The sequence below is a fragment of the Paucibacter sediminis genome, from assembly GCF_030254645.1.
In the GTDB taxonomy this organism is placed as follows: Bacteria; Pseudomonadota; Gammaproteobacteria; order Burkholderiales; family Burkholderiaceae_C; genus Paucibacter_B; species Paucibacter_B sediminis.
On sequence record NZ_CP116346.1, the window covers coordinates 3,835,270 to 3,854,165 of the forward strand.

Consider the following 18,896-nt stretch of genomic DNA (forward strand, 5'->3'; position numbering starts at 1 on the left):
GCGGGGTCAGTTGCGGGTGCGGGGCACACCCATCTGCCATTGGCTGCGGCCTTCGGAGGCCTGCCTGAGCAGGGTCTCGAGGCCTTGCGCGTCGTCGTTCTGCATCACCTGCTCCAGCAGGTCCAGCATGTCGCGAAAGCGCTTGGACTGCGCCATCACCTCGGCCTTGTTGGCCAGCAGGATGTCACGCCAGATCGCGGGATCGCTGGCGGCGATGCGGGTGAAGTCGCGAAAGCCCGGGCCGGCCAGGCTCAGGTAGTCGCGTCCGGCGGGCTGCTTGGCGACGGCGCTGAAATAGGCATAGGCGAGCAGATGCGGCAGATGGCTGACGGCGGCGAAGGCCGCGTCATGGTTCTGCGGTGTCATCTTCAGCACCTGGCAGCCCAGCGCCGACCAGACGTCGGTGGCCTTCTGCACCAGCGCCGCATTGGTCTGCGGCAGCGGTGTCAGGATGACCTGGCGACCCTGGTAAAGCCCGGCATCGGCGTTCTGCACGCCGGCCGATTCCTTGCCGGCGATCGGGTGCGCCGGCACGAAGGAGCCGAACTGCTTGCCCAGCACGCGGCGCGCGGCCTCGACCACATCGCATTTGGTCGAGCCCACGTCCATGAAGAGCACGCCGGGGTCCACCATGTGCTTGACGGCCTTCAGCGTGGCCTCGGTGGCGGCCACCGGCACGGCCAGCAGCACGATGTCCGAGCCCGAGACGGCCAGCAGGGCCGATTCGGCAGCGATGTCGATCACGCCCAGCTTCTTGGCGGTCTCGGTGGTGGAGGGCGACTTGCTATAGCCCACCACCCGCTTCACCAGCCCGGCCTTCTTGAGTGCAAGCGCGAAGGAGCCGCCCATCAGGCCGCATCCGATCACGCCGAGTTGGTTGAACATGCTCAATCAAGCCTTTACCGGGTAGGTGCCGATCACCTTGTAGAAGGCGCACAACTGGCGCAGCTCGGCCAGCGCCGCCGCCACATGGGGCTGCGAGGGATGGCCCTCCAGATCGATGTAGAAGTAGTACTCCCATTGGCCGGTGCGCGCCGGGCGCGATTCCAGCCGCGTCATCGACACGCCATGGTTCTTCAGCGGCACCAGCAGGTCGTGCATGGCGCCGGGGCGGTTGGTCACCGAGACGATCAGGCTGGTGCAGTCGCGGCCGGTGGCTGGCGGCACGTCCATGGTCTGCGGCAGGCAGATCACGGCGAAGCGGGTGCGGTTGTAGGCCTCGTCCTGCACCGCATGGGCCACGATGTGCAGGCCGAACAGGGTGGCGGCGCGTTCGCTGGCGATGGCCGCCCATTCCGGGTGCTCGGCCGCCAGGCGCGCGCCCTCGGCATTGCTGGAGACGGCGCGGCGCTCGGCGTCCGGCAGGTGCTTGTTGAGCCAGTTCTGGCATTGCGCCAGCGCTTGCGGATGCGCCAGCACCGCCTTGATGCCGCGCAGCGAGTTGTCCTTGCACAGCAGGTTGTGGCGAATCAGGAGGCTGACCTCGCCGACCACATGCGTCGGCGTGTGCAGGAACAGGTCCAGCGAGCGCGTCACCACGCCCTCGGTCATGTTCTCCACGCCCACCACGCCGTACTGGGCGCTGCCGCTGGCGGTGGCGTGAAAGACCTCGTCGAAGCTTGAGCAGTAGATCAGGTCGGCGGCGCCGCCGAAATACTCGATCGCCGCCTGCTCGCAGAAGGTGCCCACCGGGCCCAGCACGGCCACGCGCTGCGGCGATTCCAGCGCCAGACAGGCCGACATGATCTCGCGCCAGATCGCTGCCACATGCTCACCCTTGAGCGGGCCGGTGTTGGCCTGCTGGATCTTGGTGATCACCTGGGCCACGCGGTCGGGGCGGAAGAAGGGCGTGCCGTCGCGGCGCTTGATCTCGCCCACCTGCTCGGCCACATGAGCGCGGCGGTTCAGCAGGTCGAGCAGCTCTTGATCGAGGGCGTCGATCTGGTCACGCAGTTTCAGCAGGGCCGGGTCGGCGACCGGCAGGGGAGGGTTAGGAGGAGTCGCGGGGGCTCCATCAGCCATGTTGTGCCTCAAAGTCTCTCAGATACGCCGTCAGGGCTTGCACACCCTCGAGCGGCATGGCGTTGTAGATCGATGCACGCATGCCGCCCACCGACTTGTGGCCTTTGAGTTGCAGCAGTCCACGTTCCCTGGCACCGGCCAGGAAGGCGTCGTTCAGACGTTCGTCGCGGAGGTAGAACGGTACGTTCATGCGCGAGCGGCAGCTGGCCGCCACGCGGTTTTCAAACAGGTTCGAGCCGTCGAGCGCGGCATACAGCAGTTGCGCCTTGTCGATATTGCGTTGCTCGATCGCGGCCAGGCCGGTCTTGCCGGCGTAGCCGAAGCCCTTCAGCCACTTGAACACCAGGCCGGCCACATAGATGCCAAAGGTGGGCGGGGTGTTGTACATCGACTGGGCCTCGGCCACGGTCTTGTAGTCGAAGGCGCTGGGGCAGATCGGCAGGGCATGGCCCAGCAGATCCTCGCGCACGTAGACGAGGGTGAGGCCGGCCGGGCCGATGTTCTTCTGCGCGCCGCCAAACGCCAGCCCGACGCGCGACCAGTCGATGCTGCGCGAGAGCTGGTGCGAGGAGCAGTCGATCACCAACGGCGCGTCCGAGCCGAGGGCCTTGAGGTCCGGCAGCTCATGGAACTCCAGCCCATCGATGGTCTCGTTGCTGCAGATGTGCACATAGGCGGCATCAGGGCGCAGCTGCCATTCGGCGGCGGCGGGGATGTGGCGCTGGCCTTCCGAGGCATTGGTGGCGGCGATATGCACATCGGCATAACGCCGCGCTTCCTGGGCGCTCTTCTTCGACCAGGAGCCGCTCACCACCACATCGACCTTGCCGCCGCGCGAGAGGTTCATCGGCACGATGGCGTTCTCGCCCAGGCCGCCGCCCTGCATGAAGAGGATGCGGAAGTTGGCCGGCACCTGCAGCAAGTCGCGCAAATCGGCTTCTGCGGCCTCCGCGATGGAGATGAACTCGCGGCCGCGGTGGCTCATCTCCATCACGCTCATGCCCGAGCCGTGCCAGTCCAGCATTTCCTGCGCCACCTGCGTCAACACCTCTTCGGGCAAGGCGGCCGGGCCGGCGGAAAAATTGAAGGGGCGTGACGTCATGGCGGGACTGCGGGCGGGAACGGATGGGGCGGGCTTACTTCTTGGCGGGGGCGCTGCCGGTGGCGGGCTTGCTGGCCGCGGGCGCCGGGTTGATGCCCAGCTGCTTGGCCACGCTGGTGCGCAGCGCGTTGAACTTGCCTTCCAGGCCGGGGCCCACTTCCGCCATCAGCTTCTGGCCCAGCGCGGACTGCATGTCGCCGCCCATCTGCACGTACTTCTTGTTGACGGGCGAGTCCAGGATGGCGACGAGCTGGCGCAGCTCATCCTCGGTGAAGCGCTCGTCGAGCATGGTGCCAATGGTGGTCGGGGCCAGCTTCAGCGCCGCATTGCGCAGCACTGGCGTGTTTTCCTCGACGAACTTCTTGATGTCGGCTTCGATCGCCTTGGCGGTGGCCTCGCGCTTTTCCGGCGCGACCTGGGTCTGCAGCGCGGTACCGGCTCCCTGCATCAGGTTGCCAATGGGTTGCTGCAGCACGCCGCGGGCCAGGCCCTCGATGGCGGGCTGCTGCAGCTGCAGCACCTTGGCGATCAGCTCCTTCTTGGCAGGCGAGCTGGCCGGCGTCGATGCCGATTGGGCAAGGGCAGGCACGGCGCAAGCGGCGATGACGGCGGCGGCGCAAATCTTCAACAGCGAGGTGTTCAAACTCATTCCTTGTTAGCGTCGTCGGCGTTCAGATCGCCTTCCGCGGGGTTGTCGGTGCCGGCTTCCGCCGCACCATCGATGGCGCCTTCGTTCGCATCGTTCTCGACGATGCGCTGCAGGCCGGAGAGCTTGGAACCATCGTCCAGCGCGATCAGGGTTACGCCCTGGGTGGCGCGGCCGAGTTCGCGAATCTCGCTCACCCGGGTGCGCACCAGCACGCCCTTGTCGGTGATCAGCATGATCTCGTCTTCCGGGCGCACCAGGGTGGCGGCCACCACGCGGCCGTTGCGCTCGCTCTGCTGGATCGCGATCATGCCCTTGGTGCCGCGACCGTGGCGGGTGTACTCGATGATGGAGGTGCGCTTGCCGTAGCCGTTCTCGGTGGCGGTGAGCACGCTCTGCGTCTCGTCCTCGGCCACCAGCATGGCGATCAGGCGCTGCTCGGGTTCCAGCATCATGCCGCGCACGCCGCGCGCCTGGCGGCCCATCGGGCGCACATCGTCCTCGTCGAAGCGCACCGCCTTGCCGCCATCGCTGAACAGCATCACGTCGTGCTTGCCGTCGGTCAGCGCTGCGCCGATGAGGAAATCGCCCTCATCAAGGTCCACCGAAATAATGCCGGCCTTGCGCGGGTTGCTGAAGTCCTTCAGCGAGGTCTTCTTCACCGTGCCCAGCGCCGTGGCCATGAAGATGTAGTGATCTTCCGGGAAGGTGCGGAACTCGCCGGTGAGCGGCAGCACCACGGTGATCTTCTCCTCGGCCTGCAGCGGGAACATGTTCACGATGGGCTTGCCGCGCGAGTTGCGCGAGCCCTGCGGCACTTCCCAGACCTTGAGCCAGTAGACGCGGCCGCGGTTGCTGAAGCACAGGATCCAGTCGTGCGTGTTGGCGATGAAGAGCTGGTCGATCCAGTCGTCGTCCTTGGTGGCGGCGGCCTGCTTGCCGCGGCCACCGCGGCGCTGCGCGCGGTACTCGCTCAGCGCCTGGCTCTTGATGTAGCCGGTGTGCGAGAGCGTCACCACCATGTCGGTGGGCGTGATCAGGTCTTCGGTGCCCAGCTCCTGGGCGTTGTGCTCGATCACGCTGCGGCGCGCACCCACCTTGGTCTGGCCGAACTCCTGCTTCACCTGCACCAGCTCTTCGCTGATGATGGTGGTGACGCGCGCCGGCGTGGCCAGGATGTCGAGCAGATCGGCGATCTGCGCCATCACGTCCTTGTACTCGCCGACGATCTTGTCCTGCTCCAGGCCGGTCAGGCGCTGCAAGCGCATCTGCAGAATTTCGCTGGCCTGGTCGTCGGAGAGGCGGTACAGGCCGTCTTCCTGCATGCCATACATGGCGGGCAGGCCCTCGGGGCGGAAGGCCGTGCGGCCGCCGGGCGTGGCCTCTTCGGCGCGCACCAGCATCTCGCGCACCAGCGAGGAATCCCAGCTCTTGGCCATCAGCGCGGCCTTGGCCACCGGCGGCGTGGGCGAGTTCTTGATGGTGGCGATGAACTCGTCGATATTTGCCAGCGCGACGGCCAGACCTTCCAGCACATGGCCGCGCTCGCGTGCCTTGCGCAGCTCGAAGATGGTGCGGCGGGTCACCACCTCGCGGCGGTGCTCCAGGAACACCGTGATCAGGTCCTTCAGATTGCACAGCTTGGGCTGACCGTCGATCAGCGCCACCATATTCATGCCGAAGGTGTCTTGCAGCTGGGTCTGCTTGTACAGATTGTTCAGCACCACCTCGGGCACTTCGCCGCGCTTGAGCTCGATCACCACGCGCATGCCGGACTTGTCGCTCTCGTCCTGGATATGGCTGATGCCTTCGATCTTCTTCTCGTGCACCAGCTCGGCAATGCGCTCCAGCAGCGTCTTCTTGTTGACCTGGTAGGGGATCTCGTCAACGATGATGGCTTGGCGCTGGCCGCGGTCGATGTCCTCGAAATGCACCTTGGCGCGCATCACCACCTTGCCGCGCCCGGTGCGATAGCCGTCGCGCACGCCCGAGAGGCCGTAGATGATGCCGGCGGTGGGGAAGTCGGGCGCCGGGATGATCTCCATCAGCTCGTCGATCGAGGCCTCCGGATTGCGCAGCGCATGCAGGCAGGCGTCCACCACTTCGTTGAGGTTGTGCGGCGGGATATTGGTGGCCATGCCCACCGCGATACCCGAGGCGCCGTTCACCAACAGATTGGGCAGGCGCGTCGGCAATACCAGCGGCTCCTTTTCGGAGCCGTCGTAGTTGGGCCCGAAATCAACCGTTTCCTTCTCGATATCGGCCAGCATTTCGTGGGCGATCTTGTCGAGGCGGATTTCGGTGTAACGCATGGCGGCGGCGTTGTCGCCGTCCACCGAGCCGAAATTGCCCTGGCCGTCCACCAGCATATGGCGCAGCGAAAAGTCCTGCGCCATGCGCACGATGGTGTCGTACACCGCGGTGTCGCCGTGCGGGTGGTACTTACCGATCACGTCGCCGACGATACGGGCCGACTTCTTGTAAGCGCGGTTCCAATCGTTGTTGAGCTCGTGCATCGCGAACAGCACCCGGCGGTGCACCGGCTTCAGGCCGTCGCGAGCATCGGGGAGGGCGCGGCCGACGATCACGCTCATCGCGTAATCGAGGTACGAACGCCGCATCTCCTCCTCAAGGCTGATGGGCAGTGTTTCCTTGGCGAACTGGGTCATGCGCGGGCGCGGCTGCGGCTCGGGAGAGCGTGCCGTCATCATTTAGGACAGGAAGCGGGATTCTAATTGCTCGGCCATGTAGTACTTGCGCAACATTGATTGAGAGTGGTGCGTCCAGCGCCGCCAGAATAGAGCTGTCCCATCACCCTATGGCACAATCATTTGGTCCCTAGGAGAAACCCGCGCATGCGGTTTTTTCCTTAGGTTTTAGTTCCAGTTCTGGACATTTCGCAGGGCAACTGCGGCTTTCCTTGGAAGGAGAATCATGAAGAAATTGAACCGAGTGGCGACGCTGGTGTCCGTGGCCGCAATCGCTGCTGTGGCCTCGTCGGGCGCTTTCGCCCAGACCGTGGACAACTGGCGTGCCACCGACGGCACCGTCTGGAAGAACGGCACCAACGAACTGTGCTGGCGCGATTCCAACTGGACGCCCGCCACGGCTGCCAAGGATTGCGACGGCGCGCTGAAGCCCGCCCCCAAGGTCGAGGCACCGAAGCCCGTGGCTCCGCCGCCCCCGGTGGCTCCCCCGCCCGCTCCCAAGCCCGCTCCCACGCCTCCCGCTCCCGTGAGCGAGAAGGTCACCTTCGCCGCTGACGCCTTCTTCGACTTCGACAAGGCTGTGCTCAAGCCCGAAGCCAAGGCCAAGCTGGACGACCTGGTCAGCAAGACCGGTGGTATCAATCTGGAAGTCATCATCGCCGTCGGCCACACCGACAGCGTGGGCTCCGATGAATACAACCAGAAGCTGTCGGTGCGCCGCTCCGAAGCCGTGAAGGCCTATCTGGTGTCCAAGAACGTGGAAAAGAACCGCGTCTACACCGAAGGCAAGGGCGAGAAGCAACCCGTGGCCGACAACAAGACCACCGAAGGTCGCGCCAAGAACCGCCGCGTCGAAATCGAAGTGGTTGGTACGCGCAACAAGTAATCATCCCCGCTGCGCCTGGCGCGCAGCTGCGATGCAAAGCCCCGCCCAGCGGGGCTTTTTCGTTTCCGCCTTGCGCTACCATCCCCACCCATGACGAATGCCGACCCCCAAGAGCTCGCCAAATTCAGCGAGCTGGCCCACCGCTGGTGGGATGCCGAGAGCGAATTCAAGCCCCTGCACCAGATCAACCCGCTGCGTCTGGACTGGATCAACGCGCTCAGCCCGCTGGCTGGGCAGAAGGTGCTGGACGTGGGCTGCGGTGGTGGCATCCTCACCGACTCGATGGCGCGCAAGGGCGCGATCGCGCTGGGCATCGACCTCGCCACCAAGCCGCTGCGCGTGGCCCAGCTGCACGCCATGGAAGCCGGCACCGAGAACGTCAGCTACCAGGAGATTGCCGTCGAGGCCCTGGCCGAGCAGCGCCCGGGCGAGTTCGACACCGTCACCTGCATGGAGATGCTCGAGCATGTGCCCGATCCCGCCTCGGTGGTGCGTGCCCTCGGCACGCTCGTGAAGCCGGGAGGCTGGGTGTTCCTCTCCACCTTGAATCGCAATTTCAAGGCCTTCATGCTGGCCATCGTGGGCGCCGAATACCTGCTCAAGATGCTGCCGGCCGGCACGCATGAATACGCGCGCTTCATCAAGCCGGCCGAGCTGGCGCAGATGTGCCGCGATGCGGGCCTGGAACTGCGCAGCGCCAAGGGCCTGGGCTACAACCCCTTGACCCAGCGCTACAGCATCGGTGGCGACACCGATGTGAACTACATGATCGCCTGCCGCCGCCCTCTATGAGCCTGGAACTGATGGCCGAGCCGCTGCTCGCGCCCGCGCGCCTGCTGCGTGCCGTGCTGTTCGACCTCGACGGCACGCTGATCGACAGTGCCCCGGATTTGGCCGGTGCCGCCAACGAGATGCGCGCGGAGCGCGGCCAGGCGCCGCTGGCCTACGAACTGTTGCGACCCATGGTGGGCTCAGGCGCGCGCGGCATGTTGGGTGTCTCGCTGGCGGTGACGCCCGCGCATGAGGACTTTGAAAGCCTCAAGGCCGAGTTCCTGAGCCGTTACGAACGCCGCATGCTGCAGGAAACCGCGGTCTTTGCCGATGTGCCGCCGATGCTGGCCCAGTTGCGCGCCCTCAATCTGCCCTGGGGCATCGTCACCAACAAGGCCGAGCGCTTTGCGCTGCCCATGACGCGCGCCCTCGGCCTGGCCGAGGCGGCCGGTGCCGTGGTGGGCGGCGATACCACCCCACATGCCAAGCCGCACCCGGGTTCGCTGCTGGAGGCCGCGCGCCGCATCGGCGTGGCGCCCGAGCATTGCGCCTATGTGGGCGATGACGAGCGCGACATCCTGGCCGGCCGCGCCGCCGGCATGCTCACCGTGGCGGCCTCCTGGGGCTATCTGGGGCAAGGCGGCCGTGTGGACGCCTGGGGCGCTGATTTCATCATCGATGAACCGCTGGCCCTCTTGAAATTGCTGCAGCAGGCATAATGTAAAGCTTCTCTGGGGCCGACTTGGTTTCGACGTGGGTGCGGATCCGGAGTGGGGCATGCCGAGCACCAGTTCGCTCGTAAAACCACTGGAAACAAAGTAACTGCAAACGACTCTACGTTCGCACTCGCTGCTTAATTGCAGTTGAGCTTCTCAACGGCAGGCCAATGGGCCGGGCTCAAGTCGCAAGACGGAAAGCTGAGAAGTCATTCACATTGGCTGGTTCTGTGCCGGGTTACTCGGTTCAGGACGAGATTAAGTGACTGGCGGGAAGGGTAGCGTGCCACTGCGCGACTCTTGCCGTGAGATTCAAATCAGCCGGCTAAGCATGTAGATCTGCCCGGTGATGGCTGACGGACGGGGGTTCAATTCCCCCCGGCTCCACCATTACAGAGTTCAGCGAGGTTCGCTGAAGTGCGAAAGGCCCAAGTAAATCAACGACTTGGGCCTTTTTCTTTGTCCGCCGTAGTGCAGTAACTTCCGGGGCCGACCGGGCAAAAGTTGCAGTAACTTCCGCAGTAACCGCACAATCTGGGTTACTGGATCGTGAAAGTTACTGCATGGCGCGCAACCTGATCCCCGGCGACACCACCCTCAAGGCCATCAAGCCCGGCGACGAGCGCAAGCGCTTGAACGACGGGGCAGGGCTGTACCTGCTGCTGTTCGTGAAGGGGGGCTCGCACGGCTGGCGCTTCGACTACAGCTTTGGCGGCAAGCGCAAGACCCTGAGCCTGGGCACCTACCCCGATACCACCCTGGCGCTGGCCCGCAGCAAGGCCGACGAGGCCCGCAAGCTGGTGAGTGCAGGCACTGACCCCAGCGGGGTGCGCCAGCAGGCCAAGGCCGAGCAACTGCGCCGGCGCGAGGAAGCCGTGCGTGCAGACGCCGGATTGCCGCCGCTGCACTCTTTTGAGGCGGTGGCTCGGCAATGGCTCTCCACCATCCACGAGAACAAGGTCAGCGCCGGCCACGCCGAGCGCACCCGCATCAGGCTGGAGCAAGACGTGTTTCCCTGGATTGGGCGCATGGCCATCGCGGACGTGAAGGCGCCCGACCTGCTGGCCTGCTTGCGTCGGGTGGAGGCCCGCGGCGCCATCGAAACTGCGCACCGCATCAAGCAGGCCTGCGGCCAAGTGTTCCGCTTCGGCATTGCCGAGGGCAAATGCGCGCGCGATCATGCCGCTGATCTCAGGGACGCGCTGACCCCCGTCAACGTCAAACACCGCGCCGCCATCACCGACCCCAAGCGCGCCGGCCAGCTGCTGCGCGCCATCTACGACTACGAGGGCATGCCCACCACCCGCGCCGCCCTGAAGCTGGCGCCGTTGGTGTTCGTGCGGCCGGGCGAACTGCGCAAGGCCGAATGGGCCGAGTTCGATCTGGACGCGGCCGAGTGGAAGATACCCTCGGAGCGCATGAAGCGAAGCAAGGCCGAGAAGGCCAACGGTCTGCCGCATCTGGTGCCGCTCTCGACTCAGGCGGTGGAGATCCTGCGCGAACTGCGGCCCCTGACCGGGCACGGCCGCTATGTGTTCCCCAGCCCGCGCACGGGCGAGCGGCCCATGAGTGATAACGCCGTGCTGTCAGCGTTGCGCCGCATGGGCTTCCCCAAGGACGAGATGACCGGCCACGGCTTCCGGGCGATGGCCCGCACCATGCTGGCCGAGCGCCTGCATGTGCCCGAAACGGTGATCGAGGCGCAACTGGCGCACGCCGTCAAGGACAGCTTGGGGCGCGCCTACAACCGCACCGAGTTCCTGGCCCAAAGGCGGCAGATGCTACAGCTTTGGGCGGACCATCTGGACAAGCTGCGGGTAGGTGCGGAGATTGTTCCGTTGATGAACGAATAGAGTCCTTGGTGAAAGGCGAGGCCATGTTTAAGTTCAATCCAGTTTCGGCGTCCAAGCATCTTGAGAAGTCCATCCCGCTAGGCCCAAATGGCATTGCCCAGAGGGCGTTCATCGAGTGCCTAGTTCTATTTGCTTTGGTCATTGCTCTGACTGTCGCGATGAAGCTTCTGGTTCCGACGAGCTATGAGCGGTTCAATGCGGTGTTGCACGACATTCGCATGGCGCCATTCTTTTGGCTGCTCTATCGATTGGCCATGGGCATATGGACCTACCTTTTCCGGCTCGCAAGCTACGTGCAGACCTTGAGAGACTTTGCAGTGCCGAACATTGCGCACATGCGGGTACGAATTGCCGACCTAACGCCGCAACGGCCTCCAAGCGACGCAGAGGAGAGTCCGCCGACGCCGGCTGAGTGTGTCCCACGCCCGTCGGCCGCCGACGCCGAGTCTCTCCGGACTAGGGAGCGCAACACGCTAGTCGCGCTGATTGGTGTGCTCTGCAAGGAGCAGGGAATCAACTGCCAAAGGCCAGCCGCTGCAGCGGCAACACTGAAAAGCATGACGGCCGCCCACGGACTCAGTATTGGTGAGTCAACAATTGAGAGTGTCATGAAGAAGGTTCCAGAGGCAATTGAGGCAAGGTCCAGGTAAAGGGCTCGATCGGCAATTGCCTGTCGCGCGTGGGTAGTTGCCTTTGCAGAGTGGGCAGTTGCCCCCGTAGGTGAATATGAATAGCCAGAGTTAAGCCTTCACCAGTCGCGGGCAACCCCGCAGGAAGGCAAACGATGGCGAGCTTCGTTAAACCCAGGGTCCGCAGCGAGCAACCGCTGCACGCGGCCCAGATTCAAGACGCGCTCTTGAATCTCCGCACAGTCCAAGCCCTCTCGGGTCTGGGCAAAACCTCCATCTACGAGCGCATCAAGTCCGGCGAATTGAAGCCGGTGAAATTGGGCTCGCGCTGCACCCGGTTTCGCGCCGGTGATGTGCAGGCCTGGCTGCAGGCCCAAGGCAAGTAAGGGGGCGATATGGACGAAAAAAAGACCACCCCCGAAAAGGAAGCGGCCCTCAAGAATTTGCGCGATCAGTTTAAGGGCACCGACACCTCGACTCAAATCAATTTGCTGGCGGCCGCCTTGCGCCTGTGCAGCAGCATCACCACCTACGAGGCGTCGCGCTGGCTGGACATCTACCACCCAGCCGGCCGGATCAAGGATCTGCGCGATGCCGGCTTCGAGATCCTGACCCTGTGGACCGTGGTCAAGACCGAGGCCAATGTGTCGCACCGGATCGGGCGCTATGTGCTGATCCGCGAACCGCAGCAGGAGCAGGCGGCATGAGCGGCGCCGAGCACTGGATCAACAGGCTGCAGAGCCTCGCGGCGCGCTTTCCGCAGTACGGCATAGGGCGAGACCTTGCCGGCCTGGCGGTGGCGGACCTGTGGGGCATCTATCGTTTCCTGCAGCACGTTGCGGAGGGCTGAGGCATGGGGCGCTCTGAATCGTTCCAGATGGACGAGATGGGGGCGCACGCCAGGCTGTACGAAAAGATCGCGCACTCGCCGGCTTGGCTCGCTCTGAGCTTCTCGGCCCGTGCGCTTTACATGCAGCTGCGCGTGAAGCTCAAGCAGACCAACAACGGCAACATCGATGCGACCTTGAGCACGCTTCGGCACGCCGGGTTCAAGTCGTCCAGCACGGTAGCCAAGGTGCTGCGCGAGTTGGAGGTGGTGGGCCTGATCGCCAAGACCCGGCAAGGCGGTATCGCGGCTGGCGGGCGCCTGTGCAACCTCTACAGGTTCACCGACAAGCCGGTTTTTGAGCACCCCAAGCAGGACGTGCGCGCGAGCAAGGCCACGCATGAATGGAGGGCCTGGACCGGCCTGCGCGAGGCCGAGGCCGCGATCCGCACCGCACACGCCAGCGCCAAGCTGCCCGAGGCTGAGAAAAACAGGCGCAAGGGCCAAAGATCGAATCGGATCAGTTCGAAAACCGAAGCCTTGCCGGCTGATCTCAGTTCGAAATCTGGGCCAAGCGAGCGGCCAACGCTTCGAAAAGTGAAGCTGGCTTCGGTGGCGTGAAGAGGGCTAAGTGCTTGCCGTGCAAAGGTTATCTTGGGCCAACTGCCGCGCCGCTACTTGGCGCTGCCATGGCTCGAAATTCGAACACCTTTACATGGTTGCCAGGGGTGTGGGGATCTTGTGCGATGGCGGCAAGCGCAACAACAGGGTCGACACGTTTAATTGCCAATTCAAAGGCAGGGCATTTTCTACGCGTGAGAAGCCTAGTGGTCCGCCTGCACGGCTCATGCAGGCTTTCCAACGGCCCCCACCGGGCATGCAATGGGGTGCCGCACCGGGTACGCAATCCTGTTCATTTGCCGATTGATTTCGATTTCTGTGGAGGCTTGAGATGGGCAAAGGTGGGTCTAGATTGGGAGCAGGGCGGCCGGGCTGGCGGGGCAAGACAGAGCATTGCCGCAGTCTGGACGTGCGGCGCTTTGCCTCGGCCAACATGCTGCGCACGGGCATGTGGAGTTGGCAGTGGCGCGATGCTGTTACCGGTGAAGAGGTGGCCAGCATCGGGGTGATCGGGCAGACCTACAGCGTGGTGCTGGCCTACACGGCCGGCGGCGAGGCGATCCGCACGCGCGTGCCCATCGTCAGGACCGACTGCGGCTTCGGCGGCTCGCGCCCGTGGTTTGCTTGCCCGTCTTGCAGCAGACGCGTGGCCCTGCTGTTCTTGCGCTCCAGGCACTTCGCCTGCAGGCATTGCCACCGCCTGAGCTATGGCAGCCAAGCCGCAGACCTATGCGGCCGTGCTTGGCGCCGCCAGCGCAAGATCGAGGCGCGCCTAGGCCCGGACTGGCGGCGGCCGCCGCACATGCACCTCAAGACCTACGAGCGACTGCTGAAGGCCATCTTGGCCTGCGAGCGCCAGCGCGATGCGTGGCTGTCTGGCGCGGTGGCGCGCTTGATGGGCGGGCTGGAGGCGCTGCAGAAGCGGTTTCCCAATTTGATTGGCGTCAGTGACTAAGTGCTCAGCTCGCCGTGCGAGCCTTTCGATCGATCTGCTTCCACGAGTTGTCGCAGCAGGTCGGCAGGCTGGCGCAGTTCAACCGGCGATGCATCTACAAGTTCGGCGGTGTCGCCTTCTGCAACTGCTGCACCGTTATCGCGCCCGTTCGTAACCCTTGCTTTGGTCTTGTGTGCAATTTCTGCAAGAGTTCGACCAAACTGCGCTGCGGCGCTAGAAACGGCTGTCGCTAGTTCCTTTAGGACGGAGCTGCTCAGAAGGTCCTTCGCGGTCTGAAGCACATATCCAATCACGGCCTTGATCAATTCGACGCCAAGCTGCAGCCCGTCGCAGACCTTCTGCAAAATGTCGTCGCGTTCACTATTGGTTAGCGCGTTCCAACCGTAGTAGATCGCACCGAACGCCGCGCAGGACATAGCAATCGGATTTGAAAGCGCGGCGGCGGTCGCAACAGCACCGGTCGCAGCCAATTGATTGCCGAGAATGAGTTGACCAACGGCGATGACGACGACGGAGCTCATGTAGCCAAGTCCGAAGCCGAACTTCGCTGCCTCAAGTACCCTCCCTGTTCGCTCGATCATCGGGTTGCTCGACGTCTTCATCTCGGCGATGTGCTTGTTGAAGAAGTCGTTCGCATCACCCGCGACACCATATAGGGCCTGGATTGCTTTTCCCATTGCCGAGGCCATAAAGCTAGTGCCTGCCATTAACCCAATTGCGGTCACCATTGCATTCCTTCCCTTTCGAATTGCGAGCGCTATCTTGTCAAACGAGCGCGAGTCGCGTTGACTGTAGCTGCCGGCGCGTGTGCCGGTGTGCTCAGCTCATCGGAAGAAACCCCGGTGGCGACCATTTGGCAGGCGCGGTGCAAAGGCGCGAGCGCAGCGGGACGGTCATACAGTAACTTCTGCAGTAACTACAGCGGTCGTTTTCTGCGAAAGCCTTATTTCATGCGGGTTGGCGGGCAGAGTTCGATAGACCCCGGCCCAGAGCGCTGCAGGCGCACTTGCCGCAAGGCAAGTGGGCCTGCAGACAAGCAAGAACGAAGAAGGCCCGAGCTCGTGAGAGTTCGGGCCTTTTCTTTTGGGCGACTGGCCGGGGGGGGGAGGCGGATCGACTGGCGAGATGGCGCAAGCGCCTGTCCCTTGCTGCATGTTCACAAGCGGCGGCCGGGTTGAATGCCGTCCGCCCTGGGCCTAGGCTCAAGAGCGATCCAGCCGGTCGCTTCGGGTCACCCTGCATCGCCCCCACCCCCGCGTTCGAGGCCGCCACCAGGGCTTGTGGGCAGTACCGCGGCCTCGCATCAACGCATCGAGGAGACTCGCATGGCAAGTTATACGGTATTGGCCAACTTCACCGACCAGGGCGTGAAGGGCTTGAAGGAAACCACCCACCGCGCCGAGGCCGTGGAGGCGCTGGGTCGCAAGATGGGGGTGACGGTGAAGAGCATCCAATGGGCGTTTGGCAGCTACGACCTGGTGTGCCAGTTCGAGGCTGCCGATGATCAGACCATCGCCGCCTTTGGCGCCGCCATCGCGATGCAAGGCAATGTGCGCACCCAGACCATACGCACCTTTACACGCGATGAGATGAACGCCATCTTGTTGAAGTTGCCGGGCTGAAGCGGAACGCATCACCGGCGAGAGAAAGGGCCCAGGCTTTCGCGAGCCCGGGCCCTTTGCTTTGGGCGCCTTAACGTGGTTTGCCGTGGCTAGGCACGGCTTAGAAGCGGTACCTCGCCGTCGCATAGAGCTGGCGGCCAAGCGGGTCGGTGTAGCGGCCGTCATAGCCAGACTGGTTGCCGCCGCCAGCGTTGCGGATCGAGAAGGGTGGGTCGGTGTCGAGCAGGTTGCGCACGCCCAGGGTCAGCACCAGGGCCTTGCTGGGGGCATAGCGGGTCTGCCAATCCAGCGTCTTGTACGAGCTCACACGGCGCTGGATGGGCACGAAGGCGCCGGCGGAGCCGTCGGCATTGATTTCGATGACGGGCGAGCCATCGGCGCTGCTGTAGGTCTGGTCGGTGTAGCCCGAGCGGTAGTTGAGCGCCAGCGCATGGGTCCAGGCCTCGCTGAGCGTCAGCGCGGCGTTCAAGCGGCTGATGACGCGGAAGGTCGCGTTCGAGTAGGAGTTGAAGCGGCCGATGTTCTTCTCCGTCAGGCCACCGGGCACCGCCTGCTCGGACTTCAGCATATACGTGCCGGTCCAGTTGAGGTTGAGCCGACCCCAGGGCGTGGCGGTCTTGAAGCTGTGATCCCAGTCCAGGCCCTGGTAGCGCGAGCTGGCCAGGTTGAAGGGGGTGAGCGCGGCGGCCAGCACCTCCTGCTTTTGCGCCGGGCTGTAGTAGGCGCGGAACAGGCTGTCGTAGCGCGCCGGGTTGTCGAACACCATGTCCTCGGAGAGGGTCTGGATCTGGTTGCTCAGGCTCACGTTCCACCAGTCCAGGCCCAGCGAGAGGCCGGCGCCGGGCTCGAAGCGCACGCCCAATGTGGCCTGCCTGGATTCCTCCGGCTTCAGGCCGGCCTCGCCCTGGAAGGGGTTGCCGCCGGAAAGAATCGTGTACTCGGTCGAGCCGGGGTAGCACATCACATAGCGCGGGTCCGATTTGTTGGTGATCGGGCAGGCGTGGAACTTGGAGGCGCCGCCATCCTGCAGCGGATTCACGATGGTGGTCAGGTCCGCCACCTTGAAGCCGGTGCCATAGGAGGCGCGCAGCAGCAGGTTTTCCAGCGGGTGGTAGCGCAGCGCCAGCTTGTAGGTGGCCTTGCTGGCGGCGTTGCCCTGCTCGGCGGGGCCGGCCGGCTTGCCGCTGCTGTCGAAGGTCATACCGTTGGAGACGGCGCTGTAGCTGTCGTAGCGGGTCGATGCGGTGAGGTCCAGCTGGCGGGCCAGCGGCAGCAGCAGCTCGGCATAGCTGCCCCAGTTGCGTCGGCGCGCATCCACCGGGTGGCCGCCGGGGAAGAAGTCCAGATCCGGCTGGTAGATGTAGGACTGCCGCGTCGCGTCCGCGCCCAGGCCCAGCTGGGCGCTGCCGCCGGGCAGGCGGAACAGCTCGGTGGAGCCGCGCAGGCTGAGGGTGTCGAGCTTGGAGTCGGTGCGACTCACCACCTTGTGCAGCACCAGCGGCGCCAGCGTGTCCTGTGCCGATCCGGGCGGGGCGAAGGGGTCGAAGGCGCCGCTGTCGACGAGGCCCTGGAACTTGCTGAGGTCCACATAGCCGCCATCGGCCTTGTCGCTGGCCTTGTTGACCGAATGCGTCAGCGAGACACCGTAATCCCAACCCTTGGCGCTGCCTTCCACGCCCAGCACCAGGTGCTGGGCGTCGGTGCGGAAGGCATCGGTGCGGCCGCCGGCATCGGCCAGGCGCAGATTCATGGTCGCGTTGATGACCGAGGCCGGCGCGATGCCCAGGCGCTGCAGATAGGGCGCGATCGACTTGGCATAGAGGGCGCTGTTCAGCTCGATGCCGAAGCCATTGGCCGGTGGTGCGTACTGCGCGCGGTTCACGAAGCGCGAGAACAGCGTGTCGGCAAACAGCGTGGTGTCGGCATTCAGCTTGACGTTGAGCGTGGCGGTGGCGCTGTCGCGCTTGAGCCCGGGCACGTCCTGCACCGCACCGGTGTAGTCGAAACGGCAGGTGCGTTCCACCAGATAGAGGTTAAGCCCGTTGCACTTGCCGGTGGCCAGGTAGTCGGGGCTGAAGCGCGCGGCGTTGGCGACCCCGCTCGCGTCGGTGTACTTGACGGTGGCGATGCCGGGGATGGAGTTGCCGCTCAGCTGGTAGAAGCTGTAGGCCTTGCCCTCGTGACTGAACGGGATCACGCCGCTCTTGCTGAAGCTGCGCTGGCTGGCCAGCAGGGCGCGCTGCTCGTCGTGCGCGGCCGAGACCATCAGATTGAAACCGTCGCCGTCCAGATTGCCCCAGCCCTTGGATATACCGATATTCGTGCTCTGGCCGCCGCCCTTGGCCTGCGGGGTACTGCCTGACACCGATATTTCCAGTTCGGTCTGGTTTTTCTTGAGTATGAAATTGATGACGCCGGCAATTGCATCGGAGCCGTAAAGGGTATTGGCGCCGTCGGTCAATACCTCGACGCGTTCGACCGCCGCGAGCGGGATGCTGCCCAGGTTGACGGTGGAGCCTGAGGTGGCGGGGGCGAGGCGCCGCCCGTTCAGCAGCACCAGGGTATAGCCCTCGCCGATGGCGTGGATGGAGGCCGTCTGCAGCCCGCCGCCGCCGCCGTTCACCGAGGCCGAGGCCGTGGTGAAACCCTGCATGGAGGGCAGGGCGGCGATCAGGTCGGCCACGCTGTTGACGCCGCTCTGCTCGATCTGCGCGCGCGTCACCACCTGCACCGGCAGGGCGCCCTCGGCGGCGATGCGCTTGATGCTGGAACCGGTGACGATCACGCGCTGCAGCGACGCGTCCGCCGTCGTGTCCTGGGCCCAGGCCGCGCCCGCCAGCAGGCCAGCGCTCACGGCCAGGCCGCCGGAGCAGAGCTGGCGCAGGGCGCGCGCCAAATTGGTTTCAGTAAACATGGTTTGTCTCGCTTTTTGAATATATTGGCAATCACCAGGTATCGCGCTGAGATATTAAAAGTCGAGGGAATCCACGAAATATGGTTTAAATGCGATTTCCTATATGGAACGGACATATGGATGGCGCGCCTGCCGCGCGCCATCAGGCTGCTGACACGGGCTGACAGCAGGGCCGCCTAGCATGCGGATGCGTCGCTGCAATCCCTGCGGCGACGCCGCCAACAAGCATTCAGGAGGACCTATGTCGCAAGCCACGTCGCAACCCAATTTCCTCATCCTCTACGTCGAGAGCGCCATCGCCAGCGCATCCTTCTACACGCGCCTGCTGGGCCGCGAGCCCGTCGAGGCCTCGCCCGGCTTTGCCATGTTTGCGCTCGATGGCGGCGTGATGCTGGGCCTGTGGACGCGCTCCGGTGTGCAGCCCGCCGCCAGCGCCCCGGCCGGCGCGATGGAGCTGTGTTTTGCGCAGGACAACGCCGCCGCGGTGGACGCGCTGCTGGCCAAGTGGTTGAGCCTGGGGCTGCCCATCATCCAGACGCCCACGCAGATGGATTTCGGCTACACCTTCAGCGCCGCCGACCCCGACGGCCATCGTCTGCGCGTGTTCCACGCGGTCCAGGGCTGA

At 64.6% G+C, this 18,896-nt stretch carries 19 protein-coding genes and 1 other RNA gene; 13 read left to right on the forward strand and 7 right to left on the reverse strand.

Annotated elements, in window-relative coordinates; translation table 11 throughout:
• Positions 1 to 6: 6 nt before the first annotated feature.
• The 5 genes from PFX98_RS17775 to gyrA are packed head-to-tail and all read right to left on the reverse strand — an operon-like array spanning position 7 to position 6,439.
• A complete protein-coding gene (locus PFX98_RS17775; protein WP_285231825.1) occupies positions 7 to 885 on the reverse strand; it encodes a prephenate dehydrogenase in 879 nt (292 codons plus the stop codon).
• 6 nt (positions 886 to 891) lie between these two features.
• Positions 892 to 2,022 carry a prephenate dehydratase gene (pheA, locus tag PFX98_RS17780; RefSeq protein ID WP_285231826.1) on the reverse strand — a complete coding sequence of 377 codons (1,131 nt, stop codon included), beginning with the start codon at positions 2,020 to 2,022 and terminating at the stop codon, positions 892 to 894.
• Positions 2,015 to 3,124 carry a 3-phosphoserine/phosphohydroxythreonine transaminase gene (gene serC / locus PFX98_RS17785; RefSeq protein ID WP_285231827.1) on the reverse strand — a complete coding sequence of 370 codons (1,110 nt, stop codon included), beginning with the start codon at positions 3,122 to 3,124 and terminating at the stop codon, positions 2,015 to 2,017. Before serC ends, pheA begins: the two co-directional genes overlap by 8 nt.
• A 34-nt stretch (positions 3,125 to 3,158) precedes the next feature.
• Complete coding sequence (locus tag PFX98_RS17790; RefSeq protein WP_285231828.1) at positions 3,159 to 3,773, reverse strand: DUF2059 domain-containing protein; 615 nt, start codon at positions 3,771 to 3,773, stop codon at positions 3,159 to 3,161.
• Complete coding sequence (gene gyrA, locus PFX98_RS17795) at positions 3,770 to 6,439, reverse strand: DNA gyrase subunit A (RefSeq protein WP_285235625.1); 2,670 nt, start codon at positions 6,437 to 6,439, stop codon at positions 3,770 to 3,772. The genes PFX98_RS17790 and gyrA overlap by 4 nt, the downstream gene beginning before the upstream one ends.
• A 265-nt stretch (positions 6,440 to 6,704) precedes the next feature.
• Between gyrA and ompA the strand changes: the two genes are divergently transcribed.
• From ompA to PFX98_RS17850, 11 genes are all read left to right on the forward strand, one after another.
• Positions 6,705 to 7,364 (forward strand): outer membrane protein OmpA, encoded by a 660-nt coding sequence (ompA, locus tag PFX98_RS17800; RefSeq protein WP_285231829.1) that lies wholly within the window; start codon positions 6,705 to 6,707, stop codon positions 7,362 to 7,364.
• 90 nt (positions 7,365 to 7,454) lie between these two features.
• Positions 7,455 to 8,156 carry a bifunctional 2-polyprenyl-6-hydroxyphenol methylase/3-demethylubiquinol 3-O-methyltransferase UbiG gene (gene ubiG, locus PFX98_RS17805; RefSeq protein WP_285231830.1) on the forward strand — a complete coding sequence of 234 codons (702 nt, stop codon included), beginning with the start codon at positions 7,455 to 7,457 and terminating at the stop codon, positions 8,154 to 8,156.
• Positions 8,153 to 8,854 (forward strand): phosphoglycolate phosphatase, encoded by a 702-nt coding sequence (gph, locus tag PFX98_RS17810; protein WP_285231831.1) that lies wholly within the window; start codon positions 8,153 to 8,155, stop codon positions 8,852 to 8,854. The genes ubiG and gph overlap by 4 nt, the downstream gene beginning before the upstream one ends.
• Before the next feature lie 14 nt (positions 8,855 to 8,868).
• Positions 8,869 to 9,241: a transfer-messenger RNA gene (gene ssrA, locus PFX98_RS17815) on the forward strand.
• Between the two features lie 173 nt (positions 9,242 to 9,414).
• Positions 9,415 to 10,704 (forward strand): tyrosine-type recombinase/integrase, encoded by a 1,290-nt coding sequence (locus tag PFX98_RS17820; protein WP_285231832.1) that lies wholly within the window; start codon positions 9,415 to 9,417, stop codon positions 10,702 to 10,704.
• Between the two features lie 23 nt (positions 10,705 to 10,727).
• Positions 10,728 to 11,354: a hypothetical protein gene (locus PFX98_RS17825; protein ID WP_285231833.1), complete on the forward strand. Its 627-nt coding sequence runs from the start codon at positions 10,728 to 10,730 to the stop codon at positions 11,352 to 11,354.
• Positions 11,355 to 11,488: 134 nt separating this feature from the next.
• Positions 11,489 to 11,719 (forward strand): helix-turn-helix transcriptional regulator, encoded by a 231-nt coding sequence (locus PFX98_RS17830; protein WP_285231834.1) that lies wholly within the window; start codon positions 11,489 to 11,491, stop codon positions 11,717 to 11,719.
• Between the two features lie 9 nt (positions 11,720 to 11,728).
• Positions 11,729 to 12,040 (forward strand): helix-turn-helix domain-containing protein, encoded by a 312-nt coding sequence (locus PFX98_RS17835; protein ID WP_285231835.1) that lies wholly within the window; start codon positions 11,729 to 11,731, stop codon positions 12,038 to 12,040.
• Entirely contained in the window at positions 12,037 to 12,183 is a 147-nt protein-coding gene (locus PFX98_RS17840; protein WP_285231836.1) for a hypothetical protein, read from the forward strand. The genes PFX98_RS17835 and PFX98_RS17840 overlap by 4 nt, the downstream gene beginning before the upstream one ends.
• 3 nt (positions 12,184 to 12,186) lie before the next feature.
• A complete protein-coding gene (locus PFX98_RS17845) occupies positions 12,187 to 12,780 on the forward strand; it encodes a hypothetical protein (protein WP_285231837.1) in 594 nt (197 codons plus the stop codon).
• A gap of 331 nt (positions 12,781 to 13,111) precedes the next feature.
• Positions 13,112 to 13,735 (forward strand): hypothetical protein, encoded by a 624-nt coding sequence (locus tag PFX98_RS17850; protein WP_285231838.1) that lies wholly within the window; start codon positions 13,112 to 13,114, stop codon positions 13,733 to 13,735.
• On the opposite strand, the gene PFX98_RS17855 is transcribed toward PFX98_RS17850, so the two are convergent.
• Positions 13,732 to 14,463, reverse strand: coding sequence for a hypothetical protein (locus PFX98_RS17855; protein WP_285231839.1), 732 nt, complete (start codon positions 14,461 to 14,463; stop codon positions 13,732 to 13,734). The two genes, PFX98_RS17850 and PFX98_RS17855, sit on opposite strands and share 4 nt — an antisense overlap.
• Positions 14,464 to 15,060: 597 nt before the next feature.
• On the opposite strand from PFX98_RS17855, the gene PFX98_RS17860 reads away from it, so the two are divergent.
• Positions 15,061 to 15,357, forward strand: coding sequence for a GYD domain-containing protein (locus tag PFX98_RS17860; RefSeq protein WP_285231840.1), 297 nt, complete (start codon positions 15,061 to 15,063; stop codon positions 15,355 to 15,357).
• Between the two features lie 100 nt (positions 15,358 to 15,457).
• On the opposite strand, the gene PFX98_RS17865 is transcribed toward PFX98_RS17860, so the two are convergent.
• On the reverse strand, positions 15,458 to 18,271 hold the full coding sequence (locus PFX98_RS17865) for a TonB-dependent receptor (protein WP_285231841.1): 2,814 nt from the start codon (positions 18,269 to 18,271) through the stop codon (positions 15,458 to 15,460).
• Between the two features lie 241 nt (positions 18,272 to 18,512).
• Here PFX98_RS17865 and PFX98_RS17870 point away from each other — a divergent pair, with 241 nt between their 5' ends.
• A complete protein-coding gene (locus tag PFX98_RS17870) occupies positions 18,513 to 18,896 on the forward strand; it encodes a VOC family protein (protein ID WP_285231842.1) in 384 nt (127 codons plus the stop codon).

Bases quoted from the DNA above. Each gene is read 5' to 3' on its own strand.
- PFX98_RS17775 (WP_285231825.1), bottom strand. From the start codon at position 885: ATGTTCAACCAACTCGGCGTGATCGGATGCGGCCTGATGGGCGGCTCC.
- pheA (WP_285231826.1), bottom strand. From the start codon at position 2,022: ATGGCTGATGGAGCCCCCGCGACTCCTCCTAACCCTCCCCTGCCGGTC.
- serC (WP_285231827.1), bottom strand. From the start codon at position 3,124: ATGACGTCACGCCCCTTCAATTTTTCCGCCGGCCCGGCCGCCTTGCCC.
- PFX98_RS17790 (WP_285231828.1), bottom strand. From the start codon at position 3,773: ATGAGTTTGAACACCTCGCTGTTGAAGATTTGCGCCGCCGCCGTCATC.
- gyrA (WP_285235625.1), bottom strand. From the start codon at position 6,439: ATGACCCAGTTCGCCAAGGAAACACTGCCCATCAGCCTTGAGGAGGAG.
- ompA (WP_285231829.1), top strand. From the start codon at position 6,705: ATGAAGAAATTGAACCGAGTGGCGACGCTGGTGTCCGTGGCCGCAATC.
- ubiG (WP_285231830.1), top strand. From the start codon at position 7,455: ATGACGAATGCCGACCCCCAAGAGCTCGCCAAATTCAGCGAGCTGGCC.
- gph (WP_285231831.1), top strand. From the start codon at position 8,153: ATGAGCCTGGAACTGATGGCCGAGCCGCTGCTCGCGCCCGCGCGCCTG.
- PFX98_RS17820 (WP_285231832.1), top strand. From the start codon at position 9,415: ATGGCGCGCAACCTGATCCCCGGCGACACCACCCTCAAGGCCATCAAG.
- PFX98_RS17825 (WP_285231833.1), top strand. From the start codon at position 10,728: ATGTTTAAGTTCAATCCAGTTTCGGCGTCCAAGCATCTTGAGAAGTCC.
- PFX98_RS17830 (WP_285231834.1), top strand. From the start codon at position 11,489: ATGGCGAGCTTCGTTAAACCCAGGGTCCGCAGCGAGCAACCGCTGCAC.
- PFX98_RS17835 (WP_285231835.1), top strand. From the start codon at position 11,729: ATGGACGAAAAAAAGACCACCCCCGAAAAGGAAGCGGCCCTCAAGAAT.
- PFX98_RS17840 (WP_285231836.1), top strand. From the start codon at position 12,037: ATGAGCGGCGCCGAGCACTGGATCAACAGGCTGCAGAGCCTCGCGGCG.
- PFX98_RS17845 (WP_285231837.1), top strand. From the start codon at position 12,187: ATGGGGCGCTCTGAATCGTTCCAGATGGACGAGATGGGGGCGCACGCC.
- PFX98_RS17850 (WP_285231838.1), top strand. From the start codon at position 13,112: ATGGGCAAAGGTGGGTCTAGATTGGGAGCAGGGCGGCCGGGCTGGCGG.
- PFX98_RS17855 (WP_285231839.1), bottom strand. From the start codon at position 14,463: ATGGTGACCGCAATTGGGTTAATGGCAGGCACTAGCTTTATGGCCTCG.
- PFX98_RS17860 (WP_285231840.1), top strand. From the start codon at position 15,061: ATGGCAAGTTATACGGTATTGGCCAACTTCACCGACCAGGGCGTGAAG.
- PFX98_RS17865 (WP_285231841.1), bottom strand. From the start codon at position 18,271: ATGTTTACTGAAACCAATTTGGCGCGCGCCCTGCGCCAGCTCTGCTCC.
- PFX98_RS17870 (WP_285231842.1), top strand. From the start codon at position 18,513: ATGTCGCAAGCCACGTCGCAACCCAATTTCCTCATCCTCTACGTCGAG.